This is a genomic window from Geotalea sp. SG265, from assembly GCF_022808985.1.
Taxonomy (GTDB): Bacteria; Desulfobacterota; Desulfuromonadia; order Geobacterales; family Geobacteraceae; genus Geotalea.
The window spans coordinates 342645-359943 of sequence record NZ_JAKZFT010000001.1 but is presented as its reverse complement, the minus strand read 5'-3'; the positions used below and the strand labels follow the sequence as shown (position 1 = coordinate 359943).

At 55.2% G+C, this 17299-nt stretch carries 16 protein-coding genes, 1 tRNA gene, 1 other RNA gene and 1 riboswitch; of the genes, 15 read left to right on the top strand and 3 right to left on the bottom strand.

What is annotated here, in order from left to right:
• Positions 1–4: 4 nt before the first annotated feature.
• From ML541_RS01765 to ML541_RS01755, 3 genes are all read left to right on the top strand, one after another.
• Positions 5–784, top strand: coding sequence for a rhodanese-like domain-containing protein (locus ML541_RS01765; protein ID WP_243370107.1), 780 nt, complete (start codon positions 5–7; stop codon positions 782–784).
• Between the two features lie 79 nt (positions 785–863).
• Positions 864–940, top strand: a riboswitch (cyclic di-GMP riboswitch).
• A 129-nt stretch (positions 941–1069) separates the two neighbouring features.
• Complete coding sequence (locus ML541_RS01760; RefSeq protein WP_243370105.1) at positions 1070–1660, top strand: rhodanese-like domain-containing protein; 591 nt, start codon at positions 1070–1072, stop codon at positions 1658–1660.
• Between the two features lie 168 nt (positions 1661–1828).
• Positions 1829–2608, top strand: coding sequence for a rhodanese-like domain-containing protein (locus tag ML541_RS01755; protein ID WP_243370103.1), 780 nt, complete (start codon positions 1829–1831; stop codon positions 2606–2608).
• Positions 2609–2618: 10 nt separating this feature from the next.
• On the opposite strand, the gene xerC is transcribed toward ML541_RS01755, so the two are convergent.
• On the bottom strand, positions 2619–3506 hold the full coding sequence (gene xerC / locus ML541_RS01750; protein WP_243370101.1) for a tyrosine recombinase XerC: 888 nt from the start codon (positions 3504–3506) through the stop codon (positions 2619–2621).
• A gap of 63 nt (positions 3507–3569) precedes the next feature.
• On the opposite strand from xerC, the gene ML541_RS01745 reads away from it, so the two are divergent.
• The 7 genes from ML541_RS01745 to ML541_RS01715 all read left to right on the top strand — a co-directional run bounded on the left by ML541_RS01745 (position 3570) and on the right by ML541_RS01715 (position 11206).
• Positions 3570–4697, top strand: coding sequence for a DUF362 domain-containing protein (locus ML541_RS01745; RefSeq protein ID WP_243370099.1), 1128 nt, complete (start codon positions 3570–3572; stop codon positions 4695–4697).
• Between the two features lie 396 nt (positions 4698–5093).
• Positions 5094–6623, top strand: coding sequence for a lytic transglycosylase domain-containing protein (locus ML541_RS01740; protein WP_243370097.1), 1530 nt, complete (start codon positions 5094–5096; stop codon positions 6621–6623).
• 49 nt (positions 6624–6672) lie between these two features.
• A complete protein-coding gene (locus tag ML541_RS01735; protein WP_243370095.1) occupies positions 6673–7398 on the top strand; it encodes a hypothetical protein in 726 nt (241 codons plus the stop codon).
• A 128-nt stretch (positions 7399–7526) separates the two neighbouring features.
• Entirely contained in the window at positions 7527–9329 is a 1803-nt protein-coding gene (gene typA, locus ML541_RS01730; protein WP_243370093.1) for a translational GTPase TypA, read from the top strand.
• Positions 9330–9443: 114 nt separating this feature from the next.
• Positions 9444–10178 (top strand): outer membrane protein assembly factor BamD, encoded by a 735-nt coding sequence (locus tag ML541_RS01725; protein ID WP_243370092.1) that lies wholly within the window; start codon positions 9444–9446, stop codon positions 10176–10178.
• A gap of 23 nt (positions 10179–10201) precedes the next feature.
• Positions 10202–10639 carry a nuclear transport factor 2 family protein gene (locus tag ML541_RS01720; protein WP_243370090.1) on the top strand — a complete coding sequence of 146 codons (438 nt, stop codon included), beginning with the start codon at positions 10202–10204 and terminating at the stop codon, positions 10637–10639.
• Between the two features lie 30 nt (positions 10640–10669).
• A complete protein-coding gene (locus ML541_RS01715; protein ID WP_243370088.1) occupies positions 10670–11206 on the top strand; it encodes a DUF4337 domain-containing protein in 537 nt (178 codons plus the stop codon).
• Between the two features lie 50 nt (positions 11207–11256).
• Here the strand turns inward: ML541_RS01715 and sucD are convergent, their stop codons facing one another.
• A complete protein-coding gene (sucD, locus tag ML541_RS01710) occupies positions 11257–12153 on the bottom strand; it encodes a succinate--CoA ligase subunit alpha (protein ID WP_243370086.1) in 897 nt (298 codons plus the stop codon).
• Positions 12154–12177: 24 nt separating this feature from the next.
• Positions 12178–13350 (bottom strand): ADP-forming succinate--CoA ligase subunit beta, encoded by a 1173-nt coding sequence (gene sucC, locus ML541_RS01705; protein ID WP_243370084.1) that lies wholly within the window; start codon positions 13348–13350, stop codon positions 12178–12180.
• 249 nt (positions 13351–13599) lie between these two features.
• Between sucC and ML541_RS01700 the strand changes: the two genes are divergently transcribed.
• The 5 genes from ML541_RS01700 to rnpB all read left to right on the top strand — a co-directional run bounded on the left by ML541_RS01700 (position 13600) and on the right by rnpB (position 17284).
• Complete coding sequence (locus tag ML541_RS01700) at positions 13600–14727, top strand: THUMP domain-containing protein (RefSeq protein ID WP_243370082.1); 1128 nt, start codon at positions 13600–13602, stop codon at positions 14725–14727.
• A gap of 84 nt (positions 14728–14811) precedes the next feature.
• A tRNA-Ile gene (locus tag ML541_RS01695) sits at positions 14812–14888 on the top strand.
• A gap of 119 nt (positions 14889–15007) precedes the next feature.
• Positions 15008–16126, top strand: a complete 1119-nt coding sequence (locus tag ML541_RS01690) for a Nif3-like dinuclear metal center hexameric protein (protein ID WP_243370080.1) — start codon at positions 15008–15010, stop codon at positions 16124–16126.
• A gap of 41 nt (positions 16127–16167) precedes the next feature.
• On the top strand, positions 16168–16887 hold the full coding sequence (locus ML541_RS01685) for a C4-type zinc ribbon domain-containing protein (RefSeq protein ID WP_243370078.1): 720 nt from the start codon (positions 16168–16170) through the stop codon (positions 16885–16887).
• Positions 16888–16907: 20 nt separating this feature from the next.
• Positions 16908–17284: RNase P RNA component class A (rnpB, locus tag ML541_RS01680), an RNA gene on the top strand.
• Positions 17285–17299 lie beyond the last annotated feature (15 nt).

Below are 17299 nucleotides of genomic sequence, written 5' to 3'. Positions count from 1 at the left end.
GATCATGAAGAAATTTTTGAAGAGAGTTCTGGCCGTGGCCGCCCTGGGTGTTCTCGTTTCCGTTTCCGCCTCGTTTGCCGAAGAGGGGTTTCCCCTGCGGGCAAAGTTTCCCAAGGTGAAATACGTGACGACCGAAGCGCTGAATCGTGATTATGCCCAGGCGGTGATTGTCGATGTGCGATCAGACCTGGAATACAGCGTCATACACATCAATAAGGCCCTGCACATACCCATTGCCCAAGCCACCTTCGTCAAGGACCTGGAAAAGGCCAGAAGCAAGGAAAACGGCAAACCGGCCGTCTTTTACTGCAACGGTCACAGCTGCGCCAAGGCGTACGAGGCTGCCGAACAGGCGATGCAGGCCGGGTTCAAAAACGTCTTTGCATATGATGCGGGAATCCATGACTGGGTGAAGATGCATCCGGAAAAAACGACCTTGATGGGTGTTACTCCTGCTCCGAAGAACAAGCTGATTTCTGGCGAGGCACTGGCGAAAAAGAAAATCTCCTTGGGCGAGTTCAAGAAGAAAGCCGAGGGGCCTAAAGCAGTCGTCGTCGATATCCGGGAGCCCTTTCAGCGCAAGGTCATCCCCCCGTTTCCCAAACTGCGGAACATTCCCTCCGATCGCTTGCTGAGCCTCCTGGAGAAGGGAGAATTCAAAAACAACGATCTGCTCATCTTCGATGCTGTGGGGAAGCAAGTTGAATGGCTGCAGTATTACCTGGAGAAGAACGGCTACAGCAATTACAGTTTTCTCAAGGACGGCGTGCTGAGTGTGAAATAAGATGAAAAAATATATAAATATCGCTTGTATTAAATATTAAAATAAAATAGTATCTAAATAAAAAAATTAAACGATGTAGCCACCGAAAGGGTAAAACCAGGGGAACCTGGCGGCACAAAGCTACCTGTCCAGTAATGGAAAGAGGGGCTTGTCGAAGTGGCGGTATGTGAACGGGCTCACCGTCTACATGCGCCTACTCCTTTCGCGGGGGTAGGCGTTTTTTGTTACCGATGTGGTGTAGCAACCCGGCCGGAACCGGGTATTTCAATCCAAGGGGGAACCAGTATGAAAGTAGGTAAGCGATTGTTTTCCATGATGGTTGTCGGAGGGCTGATGGCATGTGCTGTTCCGGCCTTCAGCGACGAGGGGCTTGGCGAACTGGTCAGCGAGGCGGCACCGAAAGGGGCGACGAAGGTTATCCCGCCGGGGAATTATGCAATGGTGGCAAAATATGCCGATGCTTTCCTAAGCACCCCTCCAGGAGGGCATCGCACCATCTATGCCGATAGCCTGATGGACGGTAAAGACGACCTTAACCTGGCCGATGAACTGGGTGATTACTTTCTCCTCGATGTCAGAACGCCTGCCGAATATTGCGCCGGCACCGTTCCGGGTGCCGTCAACATTCCCATGAGCGAGCTTGCCAAACCGGAGAACCTTGCCAAGCTGCCCAAAGACAAGCCGATCCTCGTCATCTGCAATACCGGCCATACGGCAAGTATCAGCAATGCAGTGCTGGGAATACTCGGCTACGATGCCTGGACCCTTCGTTTCGGCATGACGGGATGGCGCGATGCAACCAAAACAAAAGTGGGCACCTCCGCAAGCTCGCAGCTGATCTTCGGTGCCGGCCTTCCAGTTCAGAAGTGTCAATAATGTAAGTACTTGAAAAATCAAGAGCCAAAAGGGGCGTCGGCATGGTCGACGCCCCTTTTTATAAAATATGGACAAGGTGCTTGGGCAGTATTAGCCTGAGATACACTGCATATGGAATCGACAGACGGAGCTGGAATTCTTGCCCGTGCTATCCAGGGGGATGACGCTATGAACAGTTTGTGGGTACATGCATTGGCCATATGTGGGTTTTTTGCCACAACCGCCATTTCCCCGTCCCTGGCCGATGAAGGTTATCCCCTGCGCCAGCAGTTTCCCCAAATAAAAACCATGTCCAGCGAAAAACTCAACGAAGAATATGGTGACTGTTTCATTGTCGACGTGAGATCCAGGCTGGAATACGACGTGATCCATATCACAAAGGCCCTGCATATTCCGGTCGCCGAGCTCTCTTTTATCAGGAACCTGGAAAAAGCTACCGGCAAAGATGGCAGCGAGCCGATTGTTTTCTATTGCAACGGCCACAGCTGTGCTAAGGCTTATGAAGCTGCCGAGTTGGCAATGGAATGGAAGTTCAAAAAAATCTTCGTCTACGATTCCGGCATCCATGACTGGGTGACACTGCATCCGGAAAAAACAACGCTGATGGGGATCTCTCCTGCTCCGGCACAGGTGCTTATTCCCCCGGAAAAATTGGCAAAAAGAAAAGTAAGCCTCAACGACTTCAGAAAGAAAGCAAAGAGTCGCAAAGCTGTCGTCATCGATATTCGCGACCCTTTCCAGCGGAGGATGATACCCAGGTTTCCAAACTTGCACAGCATTCCACTGGATCAACTGCTGGAGCGGCTGGGAAAGGGTGAATTCAAAGACAGGGAATTGCTGATTTTCGACGCAGTGGGGAGGCAGGTGGAATGGTTGCAGTACTACCTGGAGAAATTCGGTTATAAAAACTACAGCTTTCTGCGCGATGGTGTCCTCGGCATCAAATGACCTTTCGCATCTACTTCTTATGGGCTTTGGGATGTGCCTTGTCGTACACTTCCATGAGGCGGTCAATGCTCACATGGGTATATTTTTGCGTAGTGGAGAGTGATGCGTGGCCGAGAAGTTCCTGGATGGCGCGCAGGTCGGCGCCTCCCTCCAGCATATGGGTGGCAAAGGTGTGGCGCAGGGTGTGTGGGGAAATTTTCTTCATAGCGGCGATTTTGATGATGTGCCGATCTATGATGCGGGCAACGCTGCGGCTTGTCAGGCGCGTCCCGCGGACATTGAGAATCAGAGGTGCTTCAGCGGCAGGATTTCCCCGCGCCGTGAGGTAGGCTGCCAGTGCCTGATGGGCTTTTCTGCCCATAGGCACGATACGCTCCTTGTTCCCTTTGCCGCAGACCCGGACCAACCGCTCGTCCATTGACACCTCCTCCACGCTGAGTGCTGTCAGCTCAGAGACGCGCATGCCGCACGAATAGAGCAGTTCCAGTATAGCCCGGTCCCGGAGTGACAGGAGGTTTTCCTGCCGCGGCGCTTCAACCAGGGCCGTCACCTCGTCAATGGTGAGATGGTAGGGAATTTTTTTTTCTTTTTTCGGGGTGCTGACTAGTTCCGCGGGGTTCCTGGCAACAATCCCCTGGCGCAGCAGATACTTGAACAGAGCGCGGATGGCGGCAAGCTTCCGACCGATGGTGCTTTTCTGGTGGTCCCGGTAAAGACTCGCTATGTAGCGCCTGATCAGCAGGTGATCAATGGTGGCCACATCGAGCTGAGCATCCCTTTCCCGCGCAAGGAAGGAGAGAAAAAAGTCAAGATCGCTGCGGTAGGCGGCAACCGTGTGGGAAGAGGCATTCCGCTCAACGGCAAGGTAGCGGCAGAATTGATCGACCAGTGCTTTCATGGTATGAACTTAAACAATGAGCGCCTTTTTTACAATGTTTAACTGTGGTAATGGGGGAAGACCGTGAACCTGGTCGTCATAGAGCGGGTCGGTACGTACCGGCGTGCCGCCGTGGAGGCGGGCATTGATCGCCTTCTCAGACCGCTGGGAGGAATGGAAGCCTTTGTCCGGCCGGGGGAGCGGGTGCTGCTGAAGCCGAACATGCTTTCGGCAAAAACGCCGGATGCTGCAGTGACGACCCATCCGGAAGTGGTGCGGGCCGTCATCAGGCTGGTGCAGGAAGCAGGGGGCATTGTTCTTGTCGGCGACTCTCCCGGTGTCGGCAGTAGCATGCGTGTGGCGGAGAAGACGGGCCTTATGCAGGTGATCCGGGAGACCGGCGCCGAATTCGCTGATTTTTCCGAGGCGGTCGAGGTTTCGGGCGAGGGAGTTTTCAGACGTTTTGCTTTGGCCCGCCCATACCTTGAGGCGGACAAGATCATCAACCTGCCGAAACTGAAAACCCATGAGATGATGACCATGACCTGTGCCGTCAAAAATCTCTTCGGTTCCGTGGTGGGGACGGCAAAGGCGGGCTGGCACCTGAAGGCGGGGGCGGACCGAGAGCTCTTTGCCCGCATGCTGGTGGAACTCTATCTGGTGCGAAAACCGGATCTCAATATCGTGGATGCCATTGTTGCCATGGAAGGGGACGGTCCGGGAAACGGCGATCCATGCGACGTGGGGTTGCTCCTGGCGGGGCAGAGCGCGGTGGCGGTCGATGTGATTGCTGCCGAGATTGCCGGCATTCCGAAAAAGCTGCTCCCCATGGAAAGGGTGGCGGCACAGCTCGGAATTTCCGGTGCGGAACGCTCCGCGATCAAGACCGTCGGTTTGCCCCTCCATGAGGCACGCGTGGCGGATTTTCGCTTGCCCCACATCTCGGATGTGCAGTTCGGCCTGCCCCTGTTCCTGAAGAACCGTCTGCGCCATTATCTCACCTCCCGCCCGGCTGTAAATACAGAACGTTGCAGGCTGTGCGGCATCTGCAAAGATGCTTGCCCTCCCCATGCCATCGGAGTACGGGATGGCAAACTGACCTTCGATTATCATGCATGTATCCGCTGTTTCTGTTGCCGCGAACTCTGCCCGGAAGGAGCATTGGATGTCGTAGAAGGGGCACTGTTGAAGATGATTAAATCATTTAAATAAATCTATATATTGCACTGGGCCGTTGACATGTCGCCCTTCCGGATTATTATTGAGACATCCTCAAGGAAAATGAGGGGTGGAAAATAACAGCGAAAGGAGACCAACCGAACTATGTGGACTACAACCTATATGCTTCGTCCGGTAACCCGCTGCAAAGAAGGTTGCCCTAGTTAGCCCGCCGTTGCGGCGGCGGGCGTTCTCACCAGGCCCCCTCGTAAAAAAGGGGGCCTTTTCATTTTCAACGCCGCTCCTGTGCTTCCCGCTGGACCAGCCGAGGTATCAGCGGCCTTTCGGTTGACAAAACAGCGTTTTTCGGCTACCCTTTGCCCTTCGCGTCTTCTGCCATAAGCGGCTTCCATTGCTTCTGTCCGTCAATTTATCGTGGAAGGGATTCCAATGAAAAAGCTCCTCTTTGTGGCAATGATCGTGCTCTCTGCGGGTGTTTCCCATGCGGCAGCAGAGCATCCTCGCCTGCTGCAGGAAATTATGACCCATGACGCGGCTCTTGCCAGGCCGGAAGTGCCTCTGCCTGGTGCGTCGGATACAAACCAGCCTCTTGATAAGGTCGCCGCTCTGCCTGCTGATATGAGGGTGAGCGAAGGGGTGGAGCTGTCCCCGTCGGAAATATTCTCTCTGGAACAAGCCCTGACCAAGCAGGTGGAAGAGGGATTCGAGCTTAAACTGCCCGATGAAGAACTTCCCGAGTCGGACATCCCCCTGACCTTCAACAACAAGGTGGAGTATTTCATCCGCTATTTTCAGACCAGCGGCAGGAAGGCCTTTTCCAAGTGGCTTTCCCGGTCGGAACGCTTTATTCCCATGATGCGTCAGGTGCTGAAAAAAGAGGGGCTTCCCGAAGATCTCGTCTACCTTGCCATGATCGAAAGCGGCTTCTCTCCCCATGCCTATTCCGTTGCTGCAGCTGTGGGACCGTGGCAATTCATGTCCGGCACAGGCAAACGGTATTCCCTGCGTATCAACTCCTGGATCGACGAACGGCGCGATCCGCTAAAGTCAACCGTTGCCGCGGCATTGTATCTCAAAGAACTCTATGCCCTGTTCAACAACGACTGGTATCTTGCTGCAGCCGGCTACAATGCTGGGGAAAACAAGATCCTGCGCGCCATCAGCAGGTATAACAGCCGGGATTTCTGGGAGTTGTCCAAGGGGTCGTACCTCAAGCGCGAGACCAAGGATTACGTGCCGAAGCTGCTTGCTGCGGCAATAATTGCCAAAGAGCCGGCCAGATACGGCTTTGCCGATGTGGCATACCTGCCCCCCATTGAATTCGATACGGTAACGGTCCCTTCCATGACCGATCTGGAGCTGGTCGCCAAAATATGCGACGTTCCCTATCAGGCGATCAAGGGGCTCAATCCCGAGCTCAGACGCTCGGCCACGCCCCCCGATTATCCCGATTACCAGCTGAAGATCCCCAAGGGGAAGAAGGGGGGGTTCGAGACTGAATACGCAAAGATTCCGGCGGACCAGAGGTTCGCAGAGAAAACGGAATACACCCGTTACCGGGCGAAAAAGCGGGATACCCTGGCATCCATTGCCAAACGTTTCGGCACCACCGCTGCCGTTCTGGAGGAGCTCAACCATTTGGGGAAGGTGAGGCGCCTGCAGGGGCGGTCCCTGATTGTTCCGCTAAAAGTCGCTTCAGCTGCAGCGCCCGTGGCGAAAGAGCCGCCCAAACCGGTTCCTGCGGCCGTCCCGGAAAAGCAGACCTTTAATAAGTACTATACGGTGAAGAAGGGAGATACCCTTGCTTCCCTCGCCAAACGCTTCAACGTCTCCGCCAAGATCCTGTCCGCATGGAACAATATCAAGGCAAAGGTTGCGCTACGCCCCGGCAAACGGATTATCGTCGCCAAGTATGTGGAAAAGAAGGGCGAAATGACCAGTGCCGAGGATAACGGTTGAGCTGTCTACTCCCCATCATGCAACGATCCATACCTGAAAGGATATAAAGATGTACAATCTGCTGATCTCCGCCGGCACCGCCATCATTGTCTTCATACTGATGAAATTCGCCGTTCACCTTCCCTGGTGGGGGGCGTTCCTGATCGCCTTGCCCTTTTTCCTCGGTTCGTTTCTGCTCATTTCCCGCATTGTTGCCAAAAAGCTGGAAGCGGTCATGTCCGGCGCCATGAAAGACATCCAGGCACAGCGCTTCGAAAAAGGGCTGCGCGAGCTGAAGAGCGCCTTCAAATACGGCAAGTGGCAGATCTACGTCACCGGACAGATCAATTCCACCATCGGCATGGTCTACTATGTGAAACGCGATTTTTCCAATGCCTTTCCCTACCTGGAAAAGGGATTCTTTAAAAACTGGGTGACAATGGGCATGTTGGCCATCACTTACATGAAGCGCAATAAGAAGGACAAGATGAAGGACACCTTCGAAAAGGCGGTGGTCGCCAGCCCGAAGGAATCGCTGCTCTGGAGCCTCTATGCCTATTGTCTGAGCGACAGCGGCGACACCGGCAAGGCGAAGGAAGTGCTTGAGCGAGGCCTGAAGAAACTTCCCGGGGATGAGAAGCTCAAGCAGAATCTGCAGCTCTTGAACGAGGGAAAGAAAATGAAGATGAAAGCCTATGGCGACATGTGGCTACAGTTCCACCTGGAGAGCATCGGCACTATCCAGAAGCAGCAGATGGCGGCCATGGGTGTGAAGAGGCGCATCATTAGAAAATAAGCTTGTATTTGTCGGTAAAACCTGCCATATTGGCGTCCGAAAAGGCGGGCTTCACAGCCCGTCTTTTCTTTTTGTCAAAGGCTTCAATAATTGTGGCAGACGCTGCAAAAGGAAAGAGGAGTGTTGTAATGCAGGAAATGATAAGAAATATCGCCATCATCGCCCATGTTGACCATGGCAAGACGACCCTGGTTGACGCCATGCTCAAGCATGCCGGCGTCTTTAGGGAAAACGAGCAGATCACCGAACGGGTGATGGACTCAAACGACCTGGAAAAGGAGCGGGGTATCACCATTCTTTCCAAGAACCTTTCCGTGCACCATGGACGCTATAAGATTAACATCGTCGATACTCCCGGCCATGCCGACTTCGGCGGCGAGGTGGAGCGGGTCCTGAAAATGGTGGATTCGGTGCTGCTCCTGGTGGACGCCCTCGATGGCCCCATGCCCCAGACCCGTTTCGTGCTGAAGAAGTCCCTCGACCTGGGACTGAAGCCGATCGTCGTCATCAACAAGGTTGACCGCCCGGGAGCCCGTCCGGCCGAGGTGGTGGATATGGTGTTCGATCTTTTCTGCGAACTGAACGCAAGCGATGAACAGCTGGATTTCGCCATCGTCTATACCAGCGCCAAAATGGGCTACGCCATGCTGGACATGAATGCCGCCTCCTCCAGCATGGAGCCGCTCTTCGCCGTCATCGAGTCCAATGTCCGTCCCCCAACCGGGGATCAGACCGCTCCCTTCCAGATGCTGGTCACCAACATCGATTACAACGATTACATCGGCAGGATCGCCACCGGTAAGATCTTCAACGGTAAGGTCGCAGCCGGTGAAAACATTGCCCTGGTAAAACGGGACGGCAGCGTCGTCAAGGGAAGAATTTCCAAACTACTCGGCTACGAGGGGCTGAAACAGGTGGAGATCCCTTCGGCATGTACCGGCGATATAGTCACCGTAGCCGGTTTCAACGAAGTGGGGATCGGCGAGACATTGGCGTCGGCAGACAACCCGGTCGGCCTCCCCTATGTCTCCATAGATGAGCCGACCATTGCCATGAATTTCATAGTCAACAATTCTCCATTTGCCGGACGGGAAGGGAAAATGGTCACCTCCCGTAACATTCGCGAGCGCCTTGACCGGGAGCTGCGGACCAACGTTTCCCTGCGGGTGGAGGATACGGCTAATCCCGATACCTTCAAGGTCTCCGGACGAGGCGAATTGCACCTTTCCATCCTCATCGAGAACATGCGGCGTGAAGGTTTCGAAATGGCGGTCTCCAAACCGGAGGTGATCTTCCGCGAGGAGGGGGGCAAGAAGCTCGAACCAATGGAGTACCTGGTGGTGGATGTCCCTTCCGAGTACCAGGGGGCAATTATCGAGAAGATGGGTCCCCGGAAGGGGGAGATGGTTGCCATGAATCCCATGGGAGACACCATCCGCCTGGAATTCGTCATCCCTGCCCGGGGCCTGATAGGCCTCCGCGGAGAGGTCATGACCGAAACCAGGGGCACCGCTGTCGTCACCCACACCTTCCACGATTACGCACCCTACAAGGGGGATATTCCTGGGCGCAAAAACGGGGTACTCATTGCCATGGAAAACGGCGAGACGACCGCCTATTCCCTGGATGCCCTGCAGCCGAGGGGTGTCCTCTTCATCGGCGCGGGTGTGGAGGTATACGGCGGCATGATTATCGGTCAGCACGCCAAGGACAACGACCTGGACGTCAATCCTTGTAAGGGGAAGAAGCTGACCAACGTCCGGGCTTCCGGTTCCGATGATGCCATCAAACTTACGCCACCGCGCCTGCTGACTTTGGAGCAGGCCCTGGAATTCATCGATGACGATGAACTGGTGGAAGTGACCCCCCAGTCCATCAGGCTTCGCAAGAAGGAACTCGATCCGAACCGGCGCAAGCGGTCATCCAAGTAAGCAAAAAGGCGAAGGATCTTCCTTCGCCTTTTTTACAACCTTTTCAATGCAGATTTGAATTTGACAACTTCAGGGTTTTACACTACTTTCTTCAAAAAAACTGCAGGTGGACCTATGAATATGAGAAGATTTCTTTTCGGGCTCGTTTTTTTTGTTGCCGGCTGTGCCGGTACCACCGAGACGGTAAAGACGGCCGATACCTACTTCAAGGAGGGAGAGGACTTCTATGCCTCCCGTCGCTATGAGGACGCCATTGCCGAGTGGAAGAAGGTCAAGGAGACCTTTTCTTCTCCGGAGCTTACGACCATGGCCGAGCTGAAGATAGCCGATGCCTATTTCGAGAGCCACAGCTATATCGAAGCTGCTGCCGCCTACGACGATTTCCGCAAGCTTCATCCCAATCATCCCCAGGCAGCCTATGCCTATTACCGCCTGGGCCTATGCCACTACAACCAGATCACCGGTATCGATACCGATCAGACGCCGGTTAAAAATGCGGTGAAATTCTTCGAATCCTTCCTGAAGCTCTACCCCAATTCAGAGTTTGTGCCGGAAGCCCAGGCAAAGCTCGCCGAATGTATCGGCAAACAGGTGGAATACGAGGTCTATGTTGGTCGCTTCTACCTCCGTTCCGGTAGGTACCAGGCGGCCATAAAGCGGCTCGAAGAGGCCCTCGCCAAGTATCCACGGGCGCAGAATTCCGATGAGGCGCTCTTTTATATCGGCAAGGCCTATTTCCTCTCCGGCGACAAGGCGAAGGGGAAAGAGGCGTTCAACCGGCTGGCCAAGCAGTATCTATCCAGCAGATATCTGGATGAGGCGCGGCAGGTGATGGAAAAATACTACTGAAGATGCGTTTCCTGAGGAACCGATTGCCTGCCGACCTTTTGCGGTGCTGCTTGCTCCATTTTCTCCTCCTGGCTCTTCCGGCCGTCCTGCTGGTTTCGGGCTGCGTGCGTGGAGACGATGAGCGGCAGGCGATACAGGCGGTCATGATGCAGCGACAGCAAGCGCTCCGCAGTAAAGATATCGACAGTTACCTTTCGCTCATATCTCCCCATTATCTGGACAAAGGCCAGGATCTGGCCGCCAAGAAGCAGGAACTTGCGGCTAACTTCGCTTCCTTTGACCGGATCGAATACCGTTCCGACGGTTACGACATCGTCATCGATGGCAGCGGGGCAATCGTGTCGGGAAGCTACCGGCTGAAAATCGCCAGGAAAAGTCAGGTACTGGAACTGGAGGGGAAAGAATCGATACGCCTGCGCAAGGAACCGGGGCGGGGCTGGTTGATTGTCGGTGGGCTGTAACAACTCCGCTCGGAGATCGAGGAGGTATGTGTGGCAGAAGAGAAAAAAGAACCGTGGCTCAATTACCTGGCACTGACCACCATTATCCTGGCAGTCTGCGCCACCCTTTCCACCTTCAAAGGAGGTGGATTTTCCACCCGTTCGGTGATGAGCCAGACACAGGCGTCGGACCAGTGGGCCTTCTTCCAGTCCAAGAGCATCAAGGGCTACCTCTATGAGATGCAGAAGGAAAAACTAGAGCTGGAGCTCAAAGCTGACGGCGGCAGGCTGCCCCGCGCCCTGGCTGAGGAATATGGGAAGAAGATAGAGACCTACGGCAAGAAGATTGCCAAATACGAGGAAGAGAAAGCGACCATTCAGAAGGATGCCAAGCGATTCGAGAAAATCCGTGACGATGCCCAGAAACACGCACAGTCATTCGGCCTGGCCGTCATATTCCTGCAGATTGCCATCCTGCTTTCTTCCATCGCCGCTCTCTTGAAGAAGCGCTATATCTGGCTGATCGGATCGGGTGTTGGCCTTTTCGGCATTGCCTGGTTCATCGATGGTTTTTTCCTCTTTTTCTGATCGTTACCTGCCGACAGGCGTCGGTAGTGTTGCCGGCGCCTGTTTTTGCTTCACGACTTCTTCCCCCTGCCTTTCCCCGTTCCCATGACCGACTGCATGGTCTCCCCCATTTTCGTCGGGCTGGTGGAGACGGTTACTCCGCATTCCCGCAAAACCTGGATCTTATCTTCCGCTTTCCCTTTGCCACCGGTGATGATCGCTCCCGCATGTCCCATCCGCTTGCCCGGGGGGGCGGTGATGCCGGCTATGAATGCTGCCACCGGCTTTTTCATGTTGTCCCTGATCCATTGAGCCGCTTCTTCTTCGGCGGCTCCGCCGATCTCGCCGATCATGAAGACCCCGTCGGTGGCCGGGTCTTCATTGAACAGTTTCAGTACGTCAATGAACTTCATGCCGATGATCGGGTCGCCGCCGATGCCGACGCAGGTGGATTGACCGAGCCCCACATCGGTCAGCTGCTTGACCGCCTCGTAGGTGAGGGTGCCGCTGCGCGAGACGACGCCGATTCTTCCTTTCTTGTGGATATGTCCTGGCATGATGCCGACCTTGCATTCGCCGGGGGTGATGACCCCGGGGCAGTTGGGGCCCACCAGCCGCATTTTTTTTCCTTCCAGCACCCGACGGGCCAGGACCATGTCCCGCACCGGAATCCCCTCGGTGATGCAGACCGCCAGATCCATTCCCGCATCGGCCGCTTCCAGGATGGCATCTGCTGCTGCCGGAGGGGGGACGAAGATCATCGAGACGTTGGCTTGGGTATAATGCACCGCCTCCTCAACAGTGTTGAAGACCGGGATGCCCTCGATATGGATGCCCCCCTTGCCGGGAGTGACTCCGGCAACGATTCTGCTGCCGTAATCGCGGCACTGCTGGGTATGGAAGAGCCCGCTACGTCCGGTGATCCCCTGGACGAGGATTTTCGAGTCCTTATTCAACAAAATCGACATGAGCATTCTCCGTGTTTGTCATGATCATTGGGGGCGCCCCGCCTTCAGCATCTGGACGATCCTAGTGGCACCATCACCCAAGTTGTTGCCGATCTGCACGTTGAGCCCCGATTGCAGGAGGAGCTTCTTTCCCTCTTCCACCTTGCTGCCGTCCATCCTGACGACGATGGGGAGGGCGCAATGGACTTCCGATGCGGCTTCGATGATTCCCTGGGCGATGATGTCGCAGCGCATGATGCCGCCGAAGATGTTGACGAACACCCCCTTGACGTCCGTATCCTGGAGGATGATCTTGAAGGCCTCCGTGACCTTTTCCCGCGTTGCCCCACCTCCCACATCGAGGAAGTTGGCAGGCTCTCCCCCCGATTCCTTAAGCACGTCCAGGGTGGCCATGGCCAGACCGGCGCCGTTGACCATGCAGCCAATGTTTCCCTGCAGTTTGATATAGGAGAGATCGAACTTGCCAGCGCTGATCTCCAGCGGGTCCAATTGGGAGTAATCCTGCATGTCGGGATATTCCCGGTGGCGGAACATTGCATTATCGTCGAAGGTGATCTTTGCGTCCATGGCCATGAGCCATCCCGCTTTTGTAATGACAAGGGGGTTGATCTCCACGAGGAAGCAGTCCCGCTCAAGACAGCAACGGTAGAGATTGAGGATGAGCTCGACGCAATCTTCACAGATGGCTCCCTTGAGCTCCAGGGCCAGGGCAATTTTTCTCGCCTGATAGGGGCGTAGGCCGGTGTAGGGATCGATGGTGAGAATATGGATTTTTTCCGGCGACTTTTGGGCCACCTCCTCGATCTCAACCCCTCCTTCTGCGGAGGCGATCAGGCAATACCGCGACGTTTCCCTGTCGAGGGTGATGGAGAGGTAGAATTCCCGGGCTATTTCCACCGCCTCCTCGACGAGAATCCTCCGTACCTTGAGCCCCTGGGCTCCTGTCTGAGGTGTGACGAGCTTTCTCCCAAAAAGGTCCTTGGCCAGGTCCTGTGCTTGTTCGGGATGGTGAACCAGCTTGACGCCACCGGCTTTGCCCCTGCCCCCCGCATAGATCTGCGCCTTGACGATGCACCGCCCCCCCATTTCCTTTGCCGCCCGCTCAACCTGGTCCGAAGTCAGGGCGACCCTGCCGCGCGGCACCGCTATGCCGAATGCGCTCAGGATCTCTTTTGCCTGGTATTCGTGTATGTTCACAGGAACCCCTTTCCGAATTAATTGCCTTTACGGTTACCACAAATTCTGTCGATTTCAAGAAAGGCGACCGGAGCAAGATTCTCCAATTATATCGCTTTATTTAAATGAGGCGTTGCAGAAAAGCAAAAGGGTGGTGGAAAGGGGACGCGCCAATATCCCCCTTTCCTTATGGCCGCTTTTGGGGTAATGGTAGTGCTGCACGGCATACTCTCAAGGGGGCCATCACATCAATTCCTGGAGATTACCTTAATGGATCAGCGTTTTTTTGTCACTACCGCCAAAGGGCTCGAGCAGGTCCTTGCCCGCGAGCTGGAGGACCTGGATATTAGCGACTTGGATGTCCGGAGCGGTGGGGTCGGCTTTTCCGGTGACATGGCCCCATGCTACCGGGCGAACCTCTGGTTGAGGACGGCAAACCGGGTGCTGATGGTTGTGGGGGAATTTCCCTGCGATTCGCCCCAGAGCCTTTATGACGGGGTGCGGGCGATCCCGTGGAATGATTTCCTGAATCCGAAGATGACGGTGGCTGTCGATTGCAACCTGCGCGATTCAACCCTGACCCATTCCGGTTTTGCGGCACTCAAGGCGAAGGATGCCATTGTCGATGAGATCCGCGATCGCTGCGGGCACAGACCCGATGTTGATGTGAAGAATCCCGATCTGCAGGTCAACCTGCATCTCTTCCGCAACCACTGTACCGTCAGTCTGGACACTTCCGGCTCTCCCCTGGACAGGCGCGGTTACCGGCTGGAGAGAACCGCAGCTCCCCTCAGGGAGACCCTGGCTGCAGGGCTTTTGGCATTGAGTGGTTGGGATGGAACGACGCCGCTGGTGGATCCCATGTGCGGCTCGGGCACTATTCCCATCGAGGCGGCTCTCAAGGCCTCCAAATGCGCGCCTGGCCTGTTGCGAGACGGTTTCGGCTTCCAGCGCTGGCCCGGATTTGAGTCGGGCAGGTGGAAAGAACTGGTGCGGGAGGCGCGACAGCTGGTGGAGGAGGCGGTTGCCGCGCCCATAATCGGTAGCGACATTTCGGCCAAGGCGATTGAAGTTGCCTGCAGCAATGCCGCCAGAGCCGAGGTGCAGGACATGATCCGGTTGCAGGTGGCGGATATGCGCTCCATGGCACCCCCGCCAGGTCCGGGGATAATTCTCTTCAATCCTCCATATGGGCAGAGGCTGGGCGAGGTGGAAGAGCTGAAGGCGCTTTATCGGGAAATGGGAGATACCATGAAGCAGCGTTGCAAGGGCTACGTGGCCCATCTCTTTACCGGCAACCTGGAGCTGGCCAAATATGTGGGGCTGAAAGCTTCGCGACGGACGGTTCTCTATAACGGCCCAATTGAATGCAGGCTTTTAAGGTATGAACTCTATTGAGGAAAACCCTTAGTTTGTTACGGAAAAGGCCAAAAAAATCTTGACACCTTTTCCGTACTATCATACTATGAATTTTCGCTTTGCGGGCCTATAGCTCAGTTGGCTAGAGCTACCGGCTCATAACCGGTCGGTCCCAGGTTCGAGTCCTGGTGGGCCCACCATCTAAAAAACAGGATGATGTGGGGATGCCCTTAAAGCACCTGGTCAGAAGAAGACATACGCAGCACGTGAGGAAAAAGAGTGCACACCGAAAGGTTGCACTCTTTTTCTTTTGAGGCCGATGAAAACACCGCGAGTTTCGGACATAGTTGGAATCATTAATAGAATTGCCCCTTTTAGCCATGCAGAAGAATGGGACAATGTGGGGCTCCAGGCAGGCGACCCCGCCTCGCCGGTGGAAAAGATCATGGTGGCACTCGATCCCGGCAAGGGAGCAGTCGAGGCGGCGGTTGCGTCCCGATGTCAGCTGTTGCTTACCCACCACCCCTTGTTTTTCTCTCCGATCAAAAAGATCACCCTTAACGATCCTACCGGCCAAATCGTTGCACTTTTATTGCAAAACAACCTGTCGATACTCTCCCTGCATACCAATTACGATATTGCCGAAGGTGGGCTGAACGACCTTCTGGCCGAACGGCTGCGACTCGTTTCCTGGGAGCCGCTCAAAGCTGCAGGGTCCGATGAATTGGTAAAACTGAGCGTTTTTGTCCCCAGGGATCACGAGCCGCAGGTGCTTGAATCGCTGTATCGTTTCGGCGCAAGGCTTGGCAATTACCGTGATTGCACCTTTCGAACCAGTGGTGTGGGAACGTTTACGCCGCTGGATGGCGCCCGTCCTTTTCTCGGCCAGGTTGGAACGCGGGAAGAGGCTGCGGAAACCCGCATCGAGGTGCTCCTGAATAAAGAGAATATCTCTGCTGCCGTGAATGCCATGGTCGCAGCGCATCCCTATGAAGAGCCTGCCTATGACCTCTATCCCCTCCTGAATCGGGGTAAAGCCCGTGGCCTGGGCAGGATCGGAGTCCTTGCCGAGGCTGTTCCTCTTGGGGAATTTGCCGGCATGGTCAAAGAAGGCCTTGACGCCACCGGTATCCGGTTTGTGGGGGATGCCTGCCGGCCGGTGAAAAAGATCGCCGTCTGCGGCGGAAGCGGGGCTTCCCTGGTGAAGACTGCCGTGCGCCAGGGGGCGGATGTGCTGGTGACCGGTGATATCAAATATCACGATGCGCGGGAGGCTGAGGCTCTTGGTCTCGCGCTTATGGATGCAGGGCATTTCCCAACTGAAGCCATCATGATTGACGGCGTTGCCGCGAGGGTAACCCGGGCATTGGGAGAAAAGGGCTATGGAACGGAAGTTGTCGGATACAAAGGGGAGAAAGATCCATTTCAATATGTGTGATCTCTCCGATGTGAGAAAATAAAGGTAACGGGAGGCTGATTTTGCGGAAGAATTTGAAACTGTTGGGCGAGTTGCAGGGAATTGACCTTAAAATTGACGTGCTGCATGGAGAGAAAGATGCACTCCTGGGGGAAATAGCTGCGCTGGAAGACAACGTGACTGTTGCTCGCAATGCGATTCAGGAGAAAAACAACGAAGCGGAAGAGCTGGAGGCGGCAAAAAAGAGCCTGGAAGAAAATCTAGCCACTGAAGCGGAAAACATCGTCCGATCCGAAGCCCGTTTGAAGGAAATAAAAACCCAGAAGGAATACCAGGCGGTTTCCAAGGAAATCTCCAGCGCCAAGAAGCTAACTGCCGAGTTGGAAGAGCAGATTTTGCAGAAATCCGCCCAGCTGGAAGAATTGCAGGCCCAGATAGCGGAAAAGCAGGAAAACCTCAAGTCATTGGAAACGAATATCTCCGCCCAGCAGAGCGAAGTACAGTCAAAGGTGGACAAGCTGGAATCTGAGATCGCCGTGGGTATTTCAGCTAAAGACGCAACGGTCAAAGGCCTTCCGGCAACCATGGTGAAGCGTTACCAGAGGCTGAGGGACCAGCGCAAAGGTGTTGCCGTCGTTGAAGCCAAGGATGGGTGCTGTCTCGGCTGCAACATGAATCTGCCTCCCCAGGTATATAACCTGTTGTTCCGCGGCGATGAACTCATTACCTGTCCACACTGCCAGCGCGTGCTGCTTCTTCATCAGGAACAGAACAACAAATAACGGATGCATCTCGCTTTGGCCGAAGCAGACCAGGTGGTCGCCGCCCGCAAGGGGGGAGGAAAGTCCGGGCTCCGCAGGGCATGACGCTGGATAACGTCCAGCGGGGGCAACCCCAGGGAAAGTGCCACAGAGAGCAGTCCGCCTGTTGGAGCATTGCGAAGACAGGTAAGGGTGAAAGGGTGAGGTAAGAGCTCACCGGGTCCGGCGGTGACGCCGGATGCCAGGTAAACCCCGTCAGGAGCAAGACCAAATAGGGAAGCGTCAAGGACGGCCCGTCCGTGCTTCCGGGTTGGTTGCTTGAGGCCGCCGGTAACGACGGTCCTAGATGAATGACCACCGCCTGCTCCAGGGCAACCTGCTGCAGGAACAGAACCCGGCTTACGGGCTGCTTCGGCCAATTTACTACAAGGTA